This is a genomic window from Bartonella saheliensis, assembly GCF_902162175.1.
This window is the reverse complement of the sequence record NZ_LR607226.1, coordinates 1-16,947: the sequence shown is the minus strand read 5'-3', so window position 1 is coordinate 16,947 and position 16,947 is coordinate 1. Positions and strand designations below refer to the sequence as shown.

At 34.8% G+C, this 16,947-nt stretch carries 22 protein-coding genes; 10 read left to right on the top strand and 12 right to left on the bottom strand.

Annotated elements, in window-relative coordinates; all coding sequences use genetic code 11:
• Nucleotides 1-165: 165 nt before the first annotated feature.
• Nucleotides 166-945 carry a hypothetical protein gene (locus FS875_RS07920; RefSeq protein ID WP_144755370.1) on the top strand — a complete coding sequence of 260 codons (780 nt, stop codon included), beginning with the start codon at nucleotides 166-168 and terminating at the stop codon, nucleotides 943-945.
• Between the two features lie 1,664 nt (nucleotides 946-2,609).
• Here FS875_RS07920 and FS875_RS10835 read toward each other — a convergent pair.
• Together FS875_RS10835 and ssb are read right to left on the bottom strand one after the other, a co-directional pair.
• On the bottom strand, nucleotides 2,610-2,735 hold the full coding sequence (locus FS875_RS10835; RefSeq protein WP_281282252.1) for a hypothetical protein: 126 nt from the start codon (nucleotides 2,733-2,735) through the stop codon (nucleotides 2,610-2,612).
• 15 nt (nucleotides 2,736-2,750) lie between these two features.
• The gene (gene ssb, locus FS875_RS07915; RefSeq protein WP_144755367.1) at nucleotides 2,751-3,188 is read right to left on the bottom strand and encodes a single-stranded DNA-binding protein; all 438 of its coding nucleotides are present in this window, start codon (nucleotides 3,186-3,188) and stop codon (nucleotides 2,751-2,753) included.
• Nucleotides 3,189-4,424: 1,236 nt separating this feature from the next.
• Here ssb and FS875_RS07905 point away from each other — a divergent pair.
• Nucleotides 4,425-4,742 carry a type II toxin-antitoxin system HicB family antitoxin gene (locus tag FS875_RS07905; RefSeq protein ID WP_144755361.1) on the top strand — a complete coding sequence of 106 codons (318 nt, stop codon included), beginning with the start codon at nucleotides 4,425-4,427 and terminating at the stop codon, nucleotides 4,740-4,742.
• Between the two features lie 73 nt (nucleotides 4,743-4,815).
• On the opposite strand, the gene FS875_RS07900 is transcribed toward FS875_RS07905, so the two are convergent.
• The 7 genes from FS875_RS07900 to FS875_RS07870 all read right to left on the bottom strand — a co-directional run bounded on the left by FS875_RS07900 (nucleotide 4,816) and on the right by FS875_RS07870 (nucleotide 9,127).
• Nucleotides 4,816-5,550: an antA/AntB antirepressor family protein gene (locus FS875_RS07900; protein WP_144755358.1), complete on the bottom strand. Its 735-nt coding sequence runs from the start codon at nucleotides 5,548-5,550 to the stop codon at nucleotides 4,816-4,818.
• Between the two features lie 55 nt (nucleotides 5,551-5,605).
• Nucleotides 5,606-5,905, bottom strand: a complete 300-nt coding sequence (locus FS875_RS07895; protein ID WP_144755354.1) for a hypothetical protein — start codon at nucleotides 5,903-5,905, stop codon at nucleotides 5,606-5,608.
• 295 nt (nucleotides 5,906-6,200) lie between these two features.
• Entirely contained in the window at nucleotides 6,201-6,638 is a 438-nt protein-coding gene (locus tag FS875_RS07890) for a hypothetical protein (protein ID WP_144755373.1), read from the bottom strand.
• Between the two features lie 202 nt (nucleotides 6,639-6,840).
• Complete coding sequence (locus FS875_RS07885; protein WP_208000007.1) at nucleotides 6,841-7,287, bottom strand: hypothetical protein; 447 nt, start codon at nucleotides 7,285-7,287, stop codon at nucleotides 6,841-6,843.
• Nucleotides 7,250-8,305, bottom strand: a complete 1,056-nt coding sequence (locus FS875_RS07880; protein WP_144755348.1) for a DUF1376 domain-containing protein — start codon at nucleotides 8,303-8,305, stop codon at nucleotides 7,250-7,252. The genes FS875_RS07885 and FS875_RS07880 overlap by 38 nt, the downstream gene beginning before the upstream one ends.
• A complete protein-coding gene (locus tag FS875_RS07875) occupies nucleotides 8,295-8,660 on the bottom strand; it encodes a DUF1376 domain-containing protein (protein ID WP_144755344.1) in 366 nt (121 codons plus the stop codon). The genes FS875_RS07880 and FS875_RS07875 overlap by 11 nt, the downstream gene beginning before the upstream one ends.
• A complete protein-coding gene (locus tag FS875_RS07870) occupies nucleotides 8,642-9,127 on the bottom strand; it encodes a crossover junction endodeoxyribonuclease RuvC (protein ID WP_144755341.1) in 486 nt (161 codons plus the stop codon). The genes FS875_RS07875 and FS875_RS07870 overlap by 19 nt, the downstream gene beginning before the upstream one ends.
• Nucleotides 9,128-9,202: 75 nt before the next feature.
• On the opposite strand from FS875_RS07870, the gene FS875_RS07865 reads away from it, so the two are divergent.
• A complete protein-coding gene (locus tag FS875_RS07865; protein WP_144755338.1) occupies nucleotides 9,203-10,108 on the top strand; it encodes a hypothetical protein in 906 nt (301 codons plus the stop codon).
• Here FS875_RS07865 and FS875_RS07860 read toward each other — a convergent pair.
• From FS875_RS07860 to FS875_RS07850, 3 genes are read right to left on the bottom strand one after another with little or no spacing between them, the layout of a single operon-like run.
• On the bottom strand, nucleotides 10,098-10,688 hold the full coding sequence (locus FS875_RS07860) for a hypothetical protein (RefSeq protein ID WP_144755335.1): 591 nt from the start codon (nucleotides 10,686-10,688) through the stop codon (nucleotides 10,098-10,100). The genes FS875_RS07865 and FS875_RS07860 overlap by 11 nt on opposite strands.
• Before the next feature lie 10 nt (nucleotides 10,689-10,698).
• Nucleotides 10,699-11,430: a coiled-coil domain-containing protein gene (locus tag FS875_RS07855; RefSeq protein ID WP_144755333.1), complete on the bottom strand. Its 732-nt coding sequence runs from the start codon at nucleotides 11,428-11,430 to the stop codon at nucleotides 10,699-10,701.
• Nucleotides 11,431-11,439: 9 nt separating this feature from the next.
• On the bottom strand, nucleotides 11,440-11,763 hold the full coding sequence (locus tag FS875_RS07850) for a hypothetical protein (protein ID WP_144755330.1): 324 nt from the start codon (nucleotides 11,761-11,763) through the stop codon (nucleotides 11,440-11,442).
• A gap of 112 nt (nucleotides 11,764-11,875) precedes the next feature.
• On the opposite strand from FS875_RS07850, the gene FS875_RS07845 reads away from it, so the two are divergent.
• The 7 genes from FS875_RS07845 to FS875_RS07815 all read left to right on the top strand — a co-directional run bounded on the left by FS875_RS07845 (nucleotide 11,876) and on the right by FS875_RS07815 (nucleotide 16,134).
• Nucleotides 11,876-12,202 carry a helix-turn-helix domain-containing protein gene (locus FS875_RS07845; protein ID WP_144755327.1) on the top strand — a complete coding sequence of 109 codons (327 nt, stop codon included), beginning with the start codon at nucleotides 11,876-11,878 and terminating at the stop codon, nucleotides 12,200-12,202.
• A 274-nt stretch (nucleotides 12,203-12,476) separates the two neighbouring features.
• Nucleotides 12,477-12,857, top strand: coding sequence for a hypothetical protein (locus FS875_RS07840; protein ID WP_144755324.1), 381 nt, complete (start codon nucleotides 12,477-12,479; stop codon nucleotides 12,855-12,857).
• Between the two features lie 114 nt (nucleotides 12,858-12,971).
• Nucleotides 12,972-13,226, top strand: a complete 255-nt coding sequence (locus FS875_RS07835; RefSeq protein WP_246067890.1) for a hypothetical protein — start codon at nucleotides 12,972-12,974, stop codon at nucleotides 13,224-13,226.
• A gap of 74 nt (nucleotides 13,227-13,300) precedes the next feature.
• Complete coding sequence (gene bet / locus FS875_RS07830) at nucleotides 13,301-14,128, top strand: phage recombination protein Bet (protein WP_144755321.1); 828 nt, start codon at nucleotides 13,301-13,303, stop codon at nucleotides 14,126-14,128.
• Nucleotide 14,129: 1 nt separating this feature from the next.
• Nucleotides 14,130-14,753 carry a lambda exonuclease family protein gene (locus tag FS875_RS07825; protein WP_144755318.1) on the top strand — a complete coding sequence of 208 codons (624 nt, stop codon included), beginning with the start codon at nucleotides 14,130-14,132 and terminating at the stop codon, nucleotides 14,751-14,753.
• Between the two features lie 118 nt (nucleotides 14,754-14,871).
• On the top strand, nucleotides 14,872-15,090 hold the full coding sequence (locus tag FS875_RS07820) for a hypothetical protein (protein WP_144755315.1): 219 nt from the start codon (nucleotides 14,872-14,874) through the stop codon (nucleotides 15,088-15,090).
• Nucleotides 15,091-15,096: 6 nt separating this feature from the next.
• The gene (locus tag FS875_RS07815) at nucleotides 15,097-16,134 is read left to right on the top strand and encodes a tyrosine-type recombinase/integrase (RefSeq protein WP_144755312.1); all 1,038 of its coding nucleotides are present in this window, start codon (nucleotides 15,097-15,099) and stop codon (nucleotides 16,132-16,134) included.
• Nucleotides 16,135-16,947: the final 813 nt, after the last annotated feature.

The following is a 16,947-nucleotide window of genomic DNA, read 5'->3' as shown; positions in this document are numbered from 1 at the left end:
TTAAAGGCAATAGAAAAATTTATAAAGATAGTGATGTTAGTGAACAAAGCACAAATAAAGCAGCATAATTGAACGCGCGGGCGCGGCGGGGGCGTCTCTCTTTCAAATTTTCCATTCCAAATTTTAGAAAATGTTTAACACATTCAATTGTGTGAGGGACTTCTTATGTGCAAAAAATATGAATTAACTAGCGAAATCAAACAAATTAAACATGCACTTACTCGTAATATTATTAACCTTTATCGCATTCGGGCTTTAAAAGATTTTGATGATGTCAAAGCTGGTTCTTTGGGTGGCTTTATTGAAAAGGAAGTCAATCTTTCTCATGATGGCAATTGCTGGGTGTATGATGAGGCTTGTGTCTATGGTCATGCCCGTGTTTATGATAATGCAAAAATACGGCATTATTCTCAAGTCTGTGGTCAAGTCTATGGGAATTGTGAAATCTATGGCAAGGCTTTCATCTCTCAATATGCAAAAATTTATGACCATGCTTTTGTTTATGGTAATGCTCATGTTTATGGGAATATTTATGGCAATGCCCATGTAAGTGGTGGCGTCCGCGTTTTTGCTGATGCTCATATTTATGACCATGCGTATGTTTCTCATGATGCTGCGGTCTTTAGTTATGCAAGGGGCTATGGTCATGCCAATGTTTCTGGCTCTGCTTGCATTTATAGCCATGGCAAGGTTTATAATTATGCTGTTATTAAGGGGCGTGCCAAGATTTATGGCAAGGTCTATGGCTCTGCTAGCGTGGGGGGCTCTTGTGAGGTTTATGGCTCTGTTTATGGGAATGCAAAACTCTCATATTGTGCCAAGGTCTGGGGTCGTGCTTATGGCAATGCAAAAATAAACAAAAAAAGCAAAGTAAGGTTGGTTCCAAAAAATTGTGAGGTTTATGAAAGCGATCATGTTATCAAGATTATTGATAAAACAGAATAAAGAACGGCGTGGGGGGCGTCTTTAATGGCTACAAACGCATTATAAGATGCATTCCTTAAAACGTATTATAAAAGAGAGAGTTAAAAAAGAAAGCCGTGCCAATTGATATGACGCGGCTTTCAAATTTTGATTCTAACGATTTAATAATCATCCACAATGGAGTAATGAATGCATATATACAAAACGTATCATATTGCAAGCGTTCTGTTGTTTTTATAAAAAATTATCAAAAGAACCGTAAATGATGGCTATAATTTTGATAGCATTCAGTTGAAATAAAGCACATTACAAAAATGATTCTTGAAAACGTTTTAAAACACTAAGCTCAAAATTGAGTTGAGTGAATTCAAATAAAGTATTGTCTAAAATTAAATTTATCAAAATGCTTTGTAAGTTTATCAAGACAATCAAAAGCGAATATGTATTAAGTGAAATGTCTATAACAAAACCCATTTTTATATTTATGCGCGTTGGTTTTTAAAAGCAGCTTTTCATAAGACGAATAAACAAACGCTTTTATAAAATGTAAGGCTTTTAAGATTGGCTCTGCTGTGAAATCTAGATTTCGTTTTTTTTGATAAATGAAACGTTCTTAAGAGAAAATGATAACTAAGTTATAACTGTTATAAAAAAAGGTTTTAAACGTTTCTTATAAAGATCTCATTTTATGTTTCAAACGTTTAAACGTTCTCTTAAAGAGGTTCTTATAAGCGTATTTTCACTTTTCTTTAAAACCTAATTTCTTTAAAAATTAGCCGGCTTAATTTTGAGTTGGCAATATTAACCAATCCAATTTTGGGGGCGTTAACTTTAGAATAGAGCATTCTTTAAACAATATCGCTTTTGACTCCAAAATTGAGTAAAATCCTATGCGTTTAGATTTACAATGGTTTTGAATTTTGCTTGCTTATCTTAAAGAGCTGCCCCCAATTTTGGGGTTACCCCATTTGGTTTCATGTTTTCAAGCTATAACTTTTAAAGCGTTTTTTATTACCATGTCTAAGGTATATAGTATTCTACTTTTACGGCATTATTCGCCTCCATTTTTTTGTGGAAGCGAATAGAGTTCCCTTCTTCAAAAAACTGCACTATATTCATTAAAAGGTTTTCGTATCATAAGACATAACATTGTGAATTTCATATCTGTTGTGATGATATGTCTGTATAAGACTGCCTATCATTTTCTAAATTTGTAGAAAGCGTTTTAAAAACGATTTTGTCTTTAAATCCTTTTATGCGTCCTTAATAAATTAAAACCTATAAGCTTATGACAGTTTCAAACGATTACTCTCTTATAGGATATTATAACATCTTTAGATTTTACGCTTCTCAATTTTGAGAATCATAATCTCATACTTGATAATGCGATTACCAATCCAATTGTTAAAACAAGCTGTGATCTTTAAAGATATGTTATCGATAATTTCAAATGACTAAATTTAAAAACAATGCGATTTTTGAGTGATAAAAACGTATCATAAAATTTATGAACTGTTATAAATGGTAGCTGCTTTTCATTTCATTTGAATACACACATGCGTTATAATATTTGCATCATGATTTGCTTTTTATGCTCTATTCATACATGGCAATCTTATATCAAAAATGGTCAATTTAAACATGCATAAAAGTGTGGATTCTTAAGTGGATTCATATAAAATAATTTAACGCAACATATTGACTTTGTTGTGTTTTTTGATATGATACGGATTTGCACGTGATATACGACCATTGGCTTCTCTTACCTGCCCTGTGATCTTAGGGCGTCCCCTCTTTTTCTTTGCTTTCACAACACCGCCTTCTATTTAAAAAGGAACATCATCATTTGGTACTGTAGACATATCAAGAGGTCTGTAAATGCTTCTGTCATAAGGTGATGACTGATCTTGATTATCATCATTTTTACCATCTAAAAGCTGTAATTCGCCTTTGTATTGTGGCAATATGACCTCTGTTACATAACGTTCCACACCGTTTTTATCTTGCCATTTACGGGTTTGTAAGCGCCCCTCTATATAGACTTTACTCCCCTTCTTAAGATACTGAAGAGCAATTTTTGCCAAATGTGGATTAAAGACAACAATGGAATGCCATTCTGTTTTGTCTACTCTCTTATTGGTTGCCTTGTCTGTATAGCTCTCAGAAGTCGCCAACCGAAAATTGACCACCTCGCCACCAGATGACATTGTTTTGCTTTCAGGATTAGCCCCTAAATGACCAATTAACATCACTTTATTAAGCATTTTCTTTGCTGTCCTTTTTATGGAAAATGGTACTTATAAACAAAAATAATTTATACATAACAATAATATAACACATTATACTATATTATTACAAACAAAATTTATTTTAATACACTGAATCTAAATAATGAATCATGTTTTTATTTTATTTATTTGCTTGTGTTTTTATACAGAATGTGTAATAAAAGAGATGTTCTTTTATGTGATTAATTCTAATCGCTTATTGGGATTGTTAATTATTTTGAGCGTAAAGACCGTATCAATTTATTTTGATACGGTTTTTATGTATTAAGGCTTGTATTTTTAATACTATTTGTGCAATAAAAGAGATGTTCATAATACTTATGAATAACGATAACACTCATGCATTGCAAAACGAAAGCCGCGTCTAAAGATAATGGCGCGGCTTTATTATATACAAATTTATAGCTAACATAAAAGAAAACCCTGTTATGTAAAAAACATAACAAGGTCTTCTCCAATTTCTTAAATCTCATATAAGAGATAGCACATTATGTATAAAATTACAAGCGTCAATATACAAAAAAACCGCATCTTTTAAAGGACACGGCTTTTTGTAGCGATTTTTAAAAAGTGTTGTTTTAACCTAAGGAATGGTTAAAATACAACGCCATTATGACGTTGCAACAGAAAGTTTTTTACGCTTTCTATGTTTTTAAATATATCACAATACATTGATTAGTTCAATTTGAACAAAAACAAACTTGCGTTTATATACAAAGTATGTAAATTACTGGCGAAAATATTTTATTCATTAAACTCTATTGCGTTTGATTGTAAAACTATATTTTTGTTGATAAAAGCCGTGTCTATTAATTTGGATGCGGCTTTTTTTGTTTTGTTCAACACAACAAAACTTTCTCTGATAGTTTTTTTGCATACATAAAGCTTCATAGGTTTAAATGATTAACTAGGAAGGTTCATAAAATGATTGACCAGTATCAATAATGATACTATTATTGGCTATGAGTAGTAGCGATAAAGTTGAAAAAATAATCAGCTTGATGAAAGCATCACCAAAGAACATAAAGTTTTTAGATCTGTTAATTGTATGTGTATATTTTTTTGGAGAAGCGCGGAACAATGGTACAAGCCACTTTGTTTTTAAGACGCCATGGCTTGGTGATCCCCGTGTGAATATTCAAAAGGATTCTGGTAATAAGGCAAAAGCCTACCAAGTGAAACAAGTCTTGCAAGCGATAGAAAGGATGAAACATGAACAATAATCATTATACGTATCGTGTTTTGTGGTCGCAAGAAGATGGTGAATATATTGGACTGTGTGCTGAATTTCCATCCCTTTCATGGTTAGCTTCTCAAGCAGAAAAAGCTTTAAAAGGCATTATGGACCTCGTTTCAGAAGTTGTTGAAGATATGCAATGTAACGGAGAAGAAATTCCTATACCTTTGTCTCATGTTAAATATACTGGTAAATTTCAATTAAGGATTCCACCAGAACTCCACAGAAAGCTTGCAATTCAAGCAGCAGAAAATGGTATAAGCTTGAATAGATACATTTCTTCTAAGCTTTGAAACATTGAAAGCCGCGTTCTTAAAAGACACGGCTTTCTTTTTTGCTATAAAGCCCCCCGCCCTATTTTTTTAATTATTGCATATTCCCATAAAGTTGCTCTCTTAAGAAAGCCAATCCTTTAGATGTTATCTTTGTTGACGGCAGCAACTTTTCTGTACCATCATTTTTTTGAATAGTGATTGTCGTGCAATCCATAAGACCTTTTTGTATTTTATCTTGATATGGTAATAATGGACCGCTTGGTACTCTTCTATATGCCCACCCATATCTTTGCAAGTAATCTGATAAATCTTTAGGTCTTACTTCCAATATTTTTGCTGCATCTATAATACCGAACAAGCCATCGGAGCGCGTTAAACCATCAAGAGCTATTGCCTTTGGTTTTAACTCTGCAATGACATGATCTTTCTGCTCGATTTGACCTTGCAAGTAATTTAAAAAACCAATCATCGCTTGTGGACTTGAGTAATCGACTTGTGGTGTTGTTACTTGCTTTGCACGCCGTTCGCATTCGATAAAATACTCTCTTGCTTGGTGACCTTTGTCATTACGCTCGATCATTGAAAGGTGTTTTGCCATGTCTAAGGTAAGAGCATAATCTTTAGCTTTCCCACCGTTTACTAAATTTTTAGTAAACGTCACAAAGTCTACATTTTCTCGAAATTTACATTCTTTAATACGATTAACAATCCAATCATTAAAGCGAGACTTCACTTCTAAAAACGCATGCAAATCACGTGCATTTACAGTTTGAACTAATTCATCATTAATTTGAGTTTGATTTACATCGATTAAGTATTGCGACATCTTTTTTTCCCTAAAAATTTAAAAAGCAGGCGCCCCCGCCGCGCCCATGCGTTATTTAAGCTGCCTCATTAATGCTATGTACATTATCAAAATTAGGTCTATAAGCTTTCAAAAGAGGAACTATTGAGTGAATTGGTTCAGAATGACCAAACTCTGTAATGATTGCTAAAATTTTTGTAAAATTAGGCATTTCGTTTTGTAATTTTAAAACCAAAACTTTTTCAAGAACTGCCATCAGTTCCACTAAAGATTCACTATATTCGTCTTCAGTATAATCTGTATTAACTTCTTTACACACTGCCATCCACAAATCACATAAGAAATCGGTGGTTATTTTTATTTCGTTTTTTTCCATTTGAAATTCTTTCTATTCACTAAAAGTTTTTAATTGACAGCCCATAAGGGCGCCGGGCGCTAAAAACACGGTGAATAGTCCGCCGCTATACTTTTCCCTCGCGAAGGGTATTGTATGGTATAGCCACACCCGACATAAATCGTTATACGCCAATGAAAGCATAAAAGAAAGCCAGTATTTCTAAGAATGGGAGAAACCTTATCGTGGTTACCCGCTATTCACAAGTGGTTTTTAAGCACTTGCTGCCTTTCTAAACGAACCTGCCTTTAAAGTCAATACGTATTTTTTATTTTTTTCACTTTTTTTCATTTTGGTACTTACCTAATTGAATATCAAGCGCTTTTTCTAGCTCTCTGTCTATCTCTTCACTTGATAATGGATACCCTCTCTCAAAATCATTCGTTATCTCACAAATCAATTGATCATCCTTGGTGCGTTTTTTGATTTGCACATTTATCTCATCTATCAATGATTCATAACTCAATACGCTTTTTGGTAAATTGCCACCGTATATCCATGCTTTTACCTGCGCTTTTGTACTGTAATCAATATTCGTTGGCATCTCATGATCTTGATATTGACCACCTTCAAATTCTTCGTATTCTCTCATACCATCATCATATTCGTAAAGATTGTAAAAATACTCTGCTACTCCCAATCCCCATGGGGCATGCCCCACCGCCGTTGCAATAAATTTCTTTTTCTGTCTTGACTTACGGTTTCTTAAGAACATCTGGTTTAATATCCCCTTGCTTAAATCCATAACTTTACCTATGGGTTTATTTGTCTCATATTGGACCGTACAGTAGCGTTTTTATTTTCAGTATGCTTCTCTATCATAAAAATCTAAAATCGCTCTGTACGGTATCTTTTTAGCTGTTTAAACGTATATCTAATCTCAAAACGATCAGCACTTTTCACTATTTTGCTGTCTATCATTCAATGCCCTTTAAAACCTCTTTAAGTCCTTTATGAAGCTTTTCCACGCGCTTTGATGTGATTACTGCCTCTTGATCTTGGCTCTTGATTTCAGGCTTTTGAAGGTTCTTAAGAATACTATTGGCTTGCAAACGAATATCACTTTCAAGCTTTTCGCAGTAACAATAAAAATCTGCTGTTGACGGCATAAAAGTTGTACTTAATCCCTCTGCTTTGCCTTTCAAAGCGTTCTTTGTTGCTGTCTGCAATGCCCAGCTACTTATACCTTCAAGAGCATAAAGATACGCAAGCGCTGTTGCTTTCTCATCTGATCCCATGGGGCTTTTGAAACCATTTGAAAGGACAAGATAGGTTGTTTGTATTTCCTCTTCCGTCGCTTTTCTTTCAAGCTTTTTCAACGCATCGTTAACAAATGCTGTAACTCTCTCCGCTTCTGCACTCAATGGTTTTTGTCCTGTTTTCCAATGGAATGGTGGTTGTGTTGTCATCCTCGAATAAAAATTTGTAAACACTATCTGAATTTTTGATATTGGACATGTGCTGTGCAACTCGATAACTCCACCCGCGCTGTTGTTCTGTGTGTTGATTGCTTGGTTTTCCATTGTTTCCACCTTGTTGATTGATTTCGTATTTTTTTGAATTTCTTACCCAATTACGCCATGTTGCTTGCCAATCTGTTTTGCGTGCGTCCTTTCCTGCTTTGGCATTCCAATAATCTCGAAACTTTGCGATCTCGACTTTGATACGCTCTGGAGGCAAGCCCTCTGCAATGGCAAAATCATAATCGGGTTCAAAATCAGCAGGCAATCGACAACCTCTATCAGTTTTAACCCGCTTGGCTTTCTTAGAAACGTTTTCTTGCTCGTGAATGGGAGGTTGGTTTTCTGATGATGTTGCGATTTGTTCTGATTGGCTTTCAACATCACCACCCTCGATTGGCTCGTCAACCAAATCGGTTGTTTCTAAATCTTCAAAATCGATTTCTTTTTTTGATAAAACGATAGTTTTATTTTTTTTATATATATTGTTAATGTTATTGTTATTGTTATTGTTAATGGCATCATTTCGCATTGCATGGGTATCATCATCACTGTTATCTTTATTTTTATCCCATCTTAATTTTGCTGCTTTTGCTGCTTTTGAAGCCTTTTCTGTAGCTTTATCTAAATTTTCACTACAGTTATTAAGTTCTTCTTCAACTTTTAAACTCCACAAACGACCATCGTCTAAACGTATGATCTTCTCATCACGTAATAAGATGTCTAATGTCTTTTTTAAAATTCTTACTGAACAGCCAGCCCACCGTGCCAATTTTGGAGCATCTTCAATAATAGGGCGGCGTTCTTCGTACATATATAAAACAAGAGTCATATAAAGCCCCTTTTCCACTATGCTCATGCCACTAACATCAACAATCCATTGTGAAGAAAAAAGCCTCGTCCATGGCAATTTATTGGACATGTATTGCCTCCTCTCTTTTCTTACTCCATCTTATATTCGCTGCTTTTGAAGCCCTTTCTGAAGCTTTGCTAATCGTATAATCAAAAGCTAATGACCTATGCCATAAGTTCCCATTCTCTAAACGCGTGATGTAACCCATGCTTATTAAAGTCTCTAATGCCTTTTGAAACGTTCTTATTGAACACCCACACCAACTTGATAAATAAGACGCATTATTGATAAGAGGCGCTCTCTTATCATTCATAAGCAACACAACGGTTGTATAAACTGCCTTCTCTGTTGCTTTTAAACCCATAAGCTCTTTTAAAAACTGATCTGAATTAAACTTTACACACTCTACTTTGTGACTGGGCATCGCTCTAAGATCTCCCTCTCTTTAATTAAATGTAAAATTGACAAAGCACCTGCTTCATTATCATCACAAGGCGCGTGTCCTTTTGCACGCATTGCCTTAATCATTTCTTCTTTTGAAGCGTTTCCTTTTCCTGTCGTCGCTTTCTTAATTGTACAAACCGGTATCCCCTCATACGGTATCTGATGATGTTCACACCATGCCGTTAACGTTGCTAACAAACCACCGTAAACATGCGCTGCATCGGTTCCAACATGACGCCTCACTTCTTCAAAATACACCGCGTCAATTTGACCTGCTGCCTGCTTTATTTCATTAAGCCATTGTTTAAAGCGTAAATAACGCATCCCACCGCCTTCAAAACGACGTGATTTAAAATCAACGGTGCCACTAAATACGTCACCACTCCCTCCACACATCGCCCACCCCATCTTCGTTCCTAGATCAAAACAAAGAATCGTGTTATTCACCGCCCCGCTCCGTACATAATGTGTTTTATTGGGCTGTTTTTTCCCAAAAATGAAGGAAAGAAGAGTGTAAGAAGTATGCAAGCGGTTTTAAATTGGATAGAACAGCATCCTGTATTATTTTCTGCGTTTTCTGTTTTATTTTCCGCACTTTCTTCGGTTGGTGCTTTATTATCAGCAATTTTTTCTTTTCTTTCTATTAAACAGACATTTAAATTCAGAGAGGAAGATCGAATAGAAGCTGCAAAATTGAGAAAGGAAGATCGAGAAAAAGATGAAAAATTGAGAAAGGAAGATCGAGAAAAAGATGAAAAATTGAGAAAGGAAGATCGAGAAAAAGATGAAAAATTAAGAGAAGAAGATCGAGAAAAATTTAAAACAGAATTAGCTAATGCCATGGACATAGCTAAATCAACTAGAGAACAAGCGGTATCAATGAAAAAGCTTGCCACAGTTCTGGAAAAACAATTAGAGATTTTAGAAGAAAAAAAGCTCCGTGTTACCACACACAGTTCATGGATAAGTGATAATCCTAATGATATCTTTCCAGTAATATATGTATCTTTAATCATTACAAATCCCACAAAACAAACAATTAAAATCAACTCTATCAGCATAAATGATAATAGCCTTTTTACCTTTATGTCCGCATGCTATCGCGAATTTTCGTATTCACCACAATCACTAGGAAAACTACATTACATCCATCCTCAACAGGAAAAACACTTATGCTTAAAGAAACCTCAAGTCGATCCACCTATACATAGCGATATTGATCCATTTAGCCTCAAAACTTCTGGTCTATTAGGACTAATTATTGGTGTTTTTTCTATAGACAGAAACTCAGAAATTCCTTTAATATTAACTATGGAGCATACTGCCGTAAATCCTTTAAATCCACCAGAAAAGGTGATTTTTTGCCCCGATTTTTTTAATATTAAACCAAGTAATAAACTATCCAAGCTGTTTACATTCAATAAATAACCGTTTTCCAACATGATGAATAACGCTGTTGTTCCTCAGGGCTTTTTTCAGCCAACTCCGCCCATGTCAGTGGCTTTGGTTTCATAAGAAGAAATGATAAATATTGTGCCCTATCCCATTTATTGGCTTCTGCAACTGTAACCGATTGTTTTGCCATAAACCATCTATTGAAATCTTCAATAATTTCAATTGCTTCATTCTTTCTCTGTTCATCCATCATCAATTGTTGCAATATCTTTCGTGCTCTATCATCATCTTTTTCATCACTATATTTATTTATAACTGGAGCTTTTTCTACAAACTCTCTTACAAACGCGCGAACATCTGGTTCAAATTCTTGACTATTGTCATATGACGTCAAACATTCCTGCTCTTTTTCTTCTTGCAATTCTTGTAAATGTTTAATTTTTTTCTCATTCTCTGCTAATTGTCCATCCATCAACGCTTGTTGTGACGCAATTAACTCATCTCGTTCTTTTATCGCTTGTCTAAGCATTTTGATGTTTTTAAAATTGGTATAAACCGCATAACATGAACACAAATTAGCAATACAAGATATAATAAGAGCAACTAAAACCATCTCTCTCTCCTCACTTACTTTTCTTTTTGGAAAGCTCTTTTACTGGTGGCTTTTGTATAGATGCATCACGCTGCTTAAGCTCGTCTTCAAGCCTCTCAATTTCTTTATCTCGGTGTGCAATTTCTGCTATGAGTTCATACATAGATTTGATGTTCTTACCGAACGTTTCATCATACGCATCCAGCTTTCGCTTCAGTTCGTCAATTTCCTCATCACGAGATTGAACTTCTTTTTCATCCTTGGAATTTAGTTTAAGCTCTTCTTTAAGCTTCTCTATTTCTGCATCACGGGCTTCAACTTCTTTAAATCGCCTGTGTAGAGCTATGTCTTTCTTTTGAATCGCCTCTTTATGCGCTTGTTTAAGATTCTTAATTTTTTCATCACGCTGCTTAAGCTCGTCTTTAAACTTCTCTATTTCTAAATAACGGGATTCAACTTCTGCTTTTAAACAACTTATGATTTCGTTTTTCCGTTTGAACGCTTCTTCATACTCGTCTATCTTTTGGTTCAGTTCTTTAAGCTTTGCGCCACATTCATCAATGGTCTGCTTGATTTCCCTTGAAAACTTAATATCTTTCTCTCTAACTTCTTCCTTAATATTGCTAATTTGGATTTGAAGTTTTGCAATCTGTCTTACAAGTTGTTTAGACTTATCGCGATAATGCCATGCAAAACGAAACATCACGCCGTTGATAAGTAACATTGCAAAAATTGCTATTGAGAAAATTTCATTTAAACTCATTGTGATCTCCTAAGGTTGCAAACGGTCGCACGCGCTATCAACGCTGCTGCTCTTGCAAATTTTCGTAATTGGGGGGCGCTGCTCTTGCATTAATGACTGCAAGCGCTCTGGATAAAAAAAATCTTCTGGACGTAAATCTATCCCATGTTCACGCGCATAATTTAAAAGCATAATTTGGTATTTAGCCGGTATAATTCCGCCTTTACCCTCTAGTTTTTTTAAAGGATAAGTCCATTTATAAACAGCAGACACATGGCATTGAGAAATCAACGACACACGTTTTGCCCCGCCTAAATACTTTATAATCGTAGCTGCTGAATTTTTGATACTCATCTTAATTTCTCTATTTATCAAATGCGCATTTATTCGATTATAGAAAATTGTCAACATTTTTTCTAAAATAGAAATATTGATATTTTTTAAAACAAAAGGAATATTGATAAGTATGGATATTCAAAAAGAAATAAAAATTTGGGCAAATGAAAAACTTAAAACAATGGGTCATGGGTCCCGAACTGAACTAGCTAAACATATGGGACTTCATACATCTGTTGTCTCTAAAATGCTTTCTGTTGATGATGATAAAGAAAGTAGGAATATATCTGCGGATGAACTCGTTAGATTAACTTCATTTTTTAAAGCTCTCCCCCCTCACTTTATACCCGATAATTGTGATGATTATTTTTTAAAATTATATTCTTCGGCAAAGCCAGAACATAGAAAAGCTGTCATTTCTTTTTTACGTTCTTTGCAAGAAGCAGATGAAAAATAACCACCATTTTTTGCTCATTTGTTAATGACGAAAATATTTTTAAAGCTTCTTTAGATTGCTTCATTATAGAATTTTCTCCACATTTAAATGAAAATTAGATCACTTTTTTGTGTAGACTATTTGTCTATCACTAAAAAATTTTTTTCTATTTTAGAAAATTTATGTTGACTTATTCTAAAATCGAAAATATATTTACACCATACCCCGAAAAAAAAAACCTATGTCAAGGCATTTTTTTCAAAATGTATTTAAATATTTTGATATGGAGGCAATTGTGAATAAACCAGTGTTTATAAATTCGGATGAAATTCTCTTAGTCGTCTGTGAAGATGAAGAGCAAAATCACGCGAAATATGGTACTTTCTTGGATGAAAAGGAAATTATCAAATTTATAGATCAAGTAGATAATGCGGTGGAAATTTTCCGTATCGAACCAACAAATAACCGGTGCGAAAATATCTCTGAAGATGCTGCTGAATTATACCTTAAAAAGTATGAAGAAGAGTGTTTTGAAGGAGGTATAATCCATGATTTTGTTCTACATAGTTCTGCATACGGTGTTTTTTTAGATGATATCAAACGGCGTGAATATGAAGATGCAATGTATGGTACTTATGAACAGCAGCACCGTTTGCGTCCTTGTGATGTGCTTTAAAAACTCTGAAGAGCGCTTCTAAAAGCACCCCTTTTCTCAAAAAATTATCACACAAACCAATGCCGTTCTTTTCAAGAGCGGCAAAGGGAGAGTCTAACTTAAAGGAAACAAATCATGGAAAAGAAATACGAACTTACTGATGAGACAATCGAAGTTCTTGGTAAAACTCTTCACCGAATTAGAGCATTGAGAGACTTTGGAGACATTAAAGCAGGTGATCTTGGTGGATTTATAGAAAAAGAAAGCAACTTAAGCCATGAGGGCAATTGCTGGATTAGCGATAATGCCAAGATTTTTGGAAAAGCCAAGGTTTTGAACAATGTTAAGATCTCTGGTGATATTGTGATAGCCATATTAAGCGCTTTCTAACAACACAAAACAACTTTTAACACATGCGTGATTCACGCCACGGGGGAGTTGCGCGTAAAATAAGGAAAACGATAATGACAAATTCACCCTTAGCCACTATGGCAAATAAATATGGGTTTTCTCATGAACAATTTCGAAAAACTATTATCAAAACATGTATCAGTCATAACTTCACTGATGAAGAATTTGCTGCTTTTATCTCTGTTGCAAATACTTATGGTCTCAATCCTCTCACTAAAGAAATCTATGCTCTCCCTAAAAGAGGCGGCGGCATTATTCCAGTGGTCTCTATTGATGGCTGGATTAAGATCATTAAGTCTAATCCTCAATTTGATGGTATGACCTTTCAAGATCAACTCGATAAGGACGGCAAGATCATTGCTATTAAATGTGCTATTCGTCTCAAAGGCATTAAAGATCCTATCGAAGTCACTGAATATTTAAATGAATGCAAACAAAAAAGTGACACTTGGCAAAAATACCCCGCTCGTATGTTACGTCATAAAGCAACTATACAATGCGCTCGCTATGCTTTCGGGTTTTCTGGTATTTATGAAGAAGATGAAGCGGCTCGGATTAATGAAGTAAACCGGAATACACAAGTACAATTTGTTTCTCATGCCATGCTCGAACAAATCAAAGGATTAATTAAAGAAACGGAAACGAATGAAGATAATCTTCTCGCTTACGCAAATGTAGAAAAGCTAACAGATCTGTCTTGTGAAAAAGCACAAGAAGTTTTAGGGCTGTTGGAAAAAAAGAAAAATATTCAAAGAGAAAGAGCTCTACAATCTCTCCCACAACAAGAGCAAATAAACGCCTCTATACAAGATGCCGAATATATTCATATCCAAGATATTGAATATGCACCAGCATCTCACGAACAAGGAATGGGGGTGTGAAATGGAACAAAGAACAGCAGAATGGTTTCAAGCCCGTTTAGGTAAAGTTACCGCTTCAAATATTTACAACGTTATTAGTAAAACAGCAAAAGGAACCCCCACAAGCAAATATGAAGACTACAAAATCAAACTCATTACAGAGCGTCTAACGGGTCAAACAAGCCCCTATTATGAAACAGAAGATATGAGATGGGGCATTGAAAATGAAGAAGATGCCTTGAGAGAATATGCTTTCATTTATGATACACAAGTCACTCAATGCGGCTTTATCCAACACCCCACAATAAAAATGGCGGGGGCTAGCCCTGATGGTTTGATTGATGAAGATGGCTTAATCGAAATCAAATGCCCTAAATCGACTAATCATACGCGTTTCATTATCAATAATGAGATCAAACCAGAATATCTTGCACAAATGCAATTCCAAATGGCTTGTACGGGACGTAAATGGTGTGATTTTATCAGTTATGACCCGCGGTTTACGGGCGATTCATCTCTCTTTCGTATGAAAATCAAACGCATCCACCGTGATGACAAACAAATTGAACAAATCAATCAAGCGGTTGAAAGCTTTTTAGCAGAAATAGAACAAGAGATACAAAGAATCTCAACAAAAGCCGCCTGAGAACTTATGGGGGTGCTTTTCCTATGCCTCCTAGCACCCCCACCCTTTCATAACAATTTTTAATCAATTCGTGATTCACGCCATGAGTGAATTGCATCTTAAATGTAAGGAGAAATATATGGCGCACCGACCACCTACCATAACACAACCAGCCATTGCACGCGCTTTAAGAGAAGCTAAAAAGCAAGGGTGTGAACTCATAGAAATAAAACCTAACGGCGAACTGCTTATTTATCTTAAATCCAATATCCCACTACCAAATTCAGTGAAGCATACAGACAAAATTTTAGATTTGTCAAAGAATGAATATTACGAAACCTTGCTCTCTAAAATGTAAAATACCATGCCTAAACCACGCCCTCCTCATCTTGTCAAAGAAGTCACACGTCATGGTAGAATTATATGGTATGTACGCATTGGTCACGGACCACGTCGTAGAGTACACGGAACCTATGGAACGCAAGAATTTGTTGACAATTACAAAAATGCGCTTGCCGAATTACAAGGCATAATCCCTCCAAAACCTAAAACTGGTAAACTTACTGAAGGTTCATTTGCATGGCTGCTTAAACAGTATTTTAATAGTGTTAATTGGCATAGCCTCGCTAAAGCTACAAAAAGACAAAAAGAACTCATCCTTATGAAGGTATGCGATACTATAGGAAACATTCCATACCACGCAATTGATAAGAAGCATATTATAGCCGGTGTTGAACGGCGTAAAGATACACCAGCAACAGCTAGGAATTTTTTGAAAGCACTTAATGGACTATTTAATTGGGCGATTGAACAAGGTCTTTTGGAAAGTAATCCAACTGTAGGTGTTAAGAGACCTCCTCTCAAAAACAAAGATGGCTTTCCTGCTTGGACAGAAGAAGATGTTGAGAAATATTATCAAAAATGGCATCATGGTACGCATGAACGTGTCTGGATTGATGTCCTCTTATATACGGGCTTACGTTGTGGTGATGCCGTTCGCATTGGCTGGAAAGATGTTAAAGATAATATCATTCATCTCAAAACAGAGAAAAGCAAATTCCAAACAGATGTTTTTCTTCCTATTTTACCAGAACTAGCCAAAACGCTTGAAGCTGGTCCTATTGGTGATGAAACATTCATCTGTAGTAAAATTAATCAAAAGTTCACAAAAGAAAGTTTTGGTAATACATTTAGAGATGCTTGTAATGCGGCTGGAATTAAAAAATCAGCACACGGTTTGAGAAAATTAGCAGCAACACGCGCAGCTAACTCTGGTGCAACTGTCTCACAACTCAAGGCAATTTTTGGCTGGACAGAAGACCAAATGGCATCTCTTTATACCAAGAGCGCAGACCGTAAAAGACTAGCAATAGAAGCGATAAAAAAGCTCCAAAAAAGTTAGGGGTAGAGGGGAAAAAACATAATAGAATCAGAATTCATCAATCCCCTTATATTCAATATAACTTTTTGATTTTATTTGCTTTCTTTTTGCTCTCATCGCCCACCATTATAATTTATGAAAATAGCTTATTGCTTTTACATAAATATAAAGCAAGAGTATGGACTTTAAAAACCTGTCTTCTGAGCTTTATGGTCTTTGCTTATTTCAATTAGTATTTTTAAGTCTATGTTTTTGAAAAACTAGGCAACTTAACAAATATTATGATATTTTTAGGATCGCTTTCTATCCCTTTTACCTTTATATATCATTCTAAAAGTTAAAAATGTTAATGTTATTGTAAACTCTTTGATTCTTTCATAAAAGGATTTTGCCTATTGATCTAGATCCATCTCTCAATAAGCTTTTTTCTATTCAAATTGACTTCTTACTAACTTTACAGAAAAGTGTTATAAGTATATCTAATTTTTAGTCATAATTGGAAGAAGTTTTACACTATCAATACAAATCTTGCGTAAAATTTTATCCAATTAGTGTAAAATAAAAAACTACCGTGATTCTTGCTTAAGTTTTTCTCTATGAGAATAAATTAGCTTTTTTCTTCAAATGAATCTTTAACTTTAGTAGATATCTACATATTTTTATTAAAAAATTCAAACCTTTTAAAGGAATTGTCTATTAAATCATACTTATTTAAAATCAACACAAACTTTTAAAATCAAACAAACTCATTTTGATTAATATGTCATTCTTACAAATTTATTTTTCATTAACTATCAGAAGAATAACATTTTCTTTTTGCACAATATGTATGAA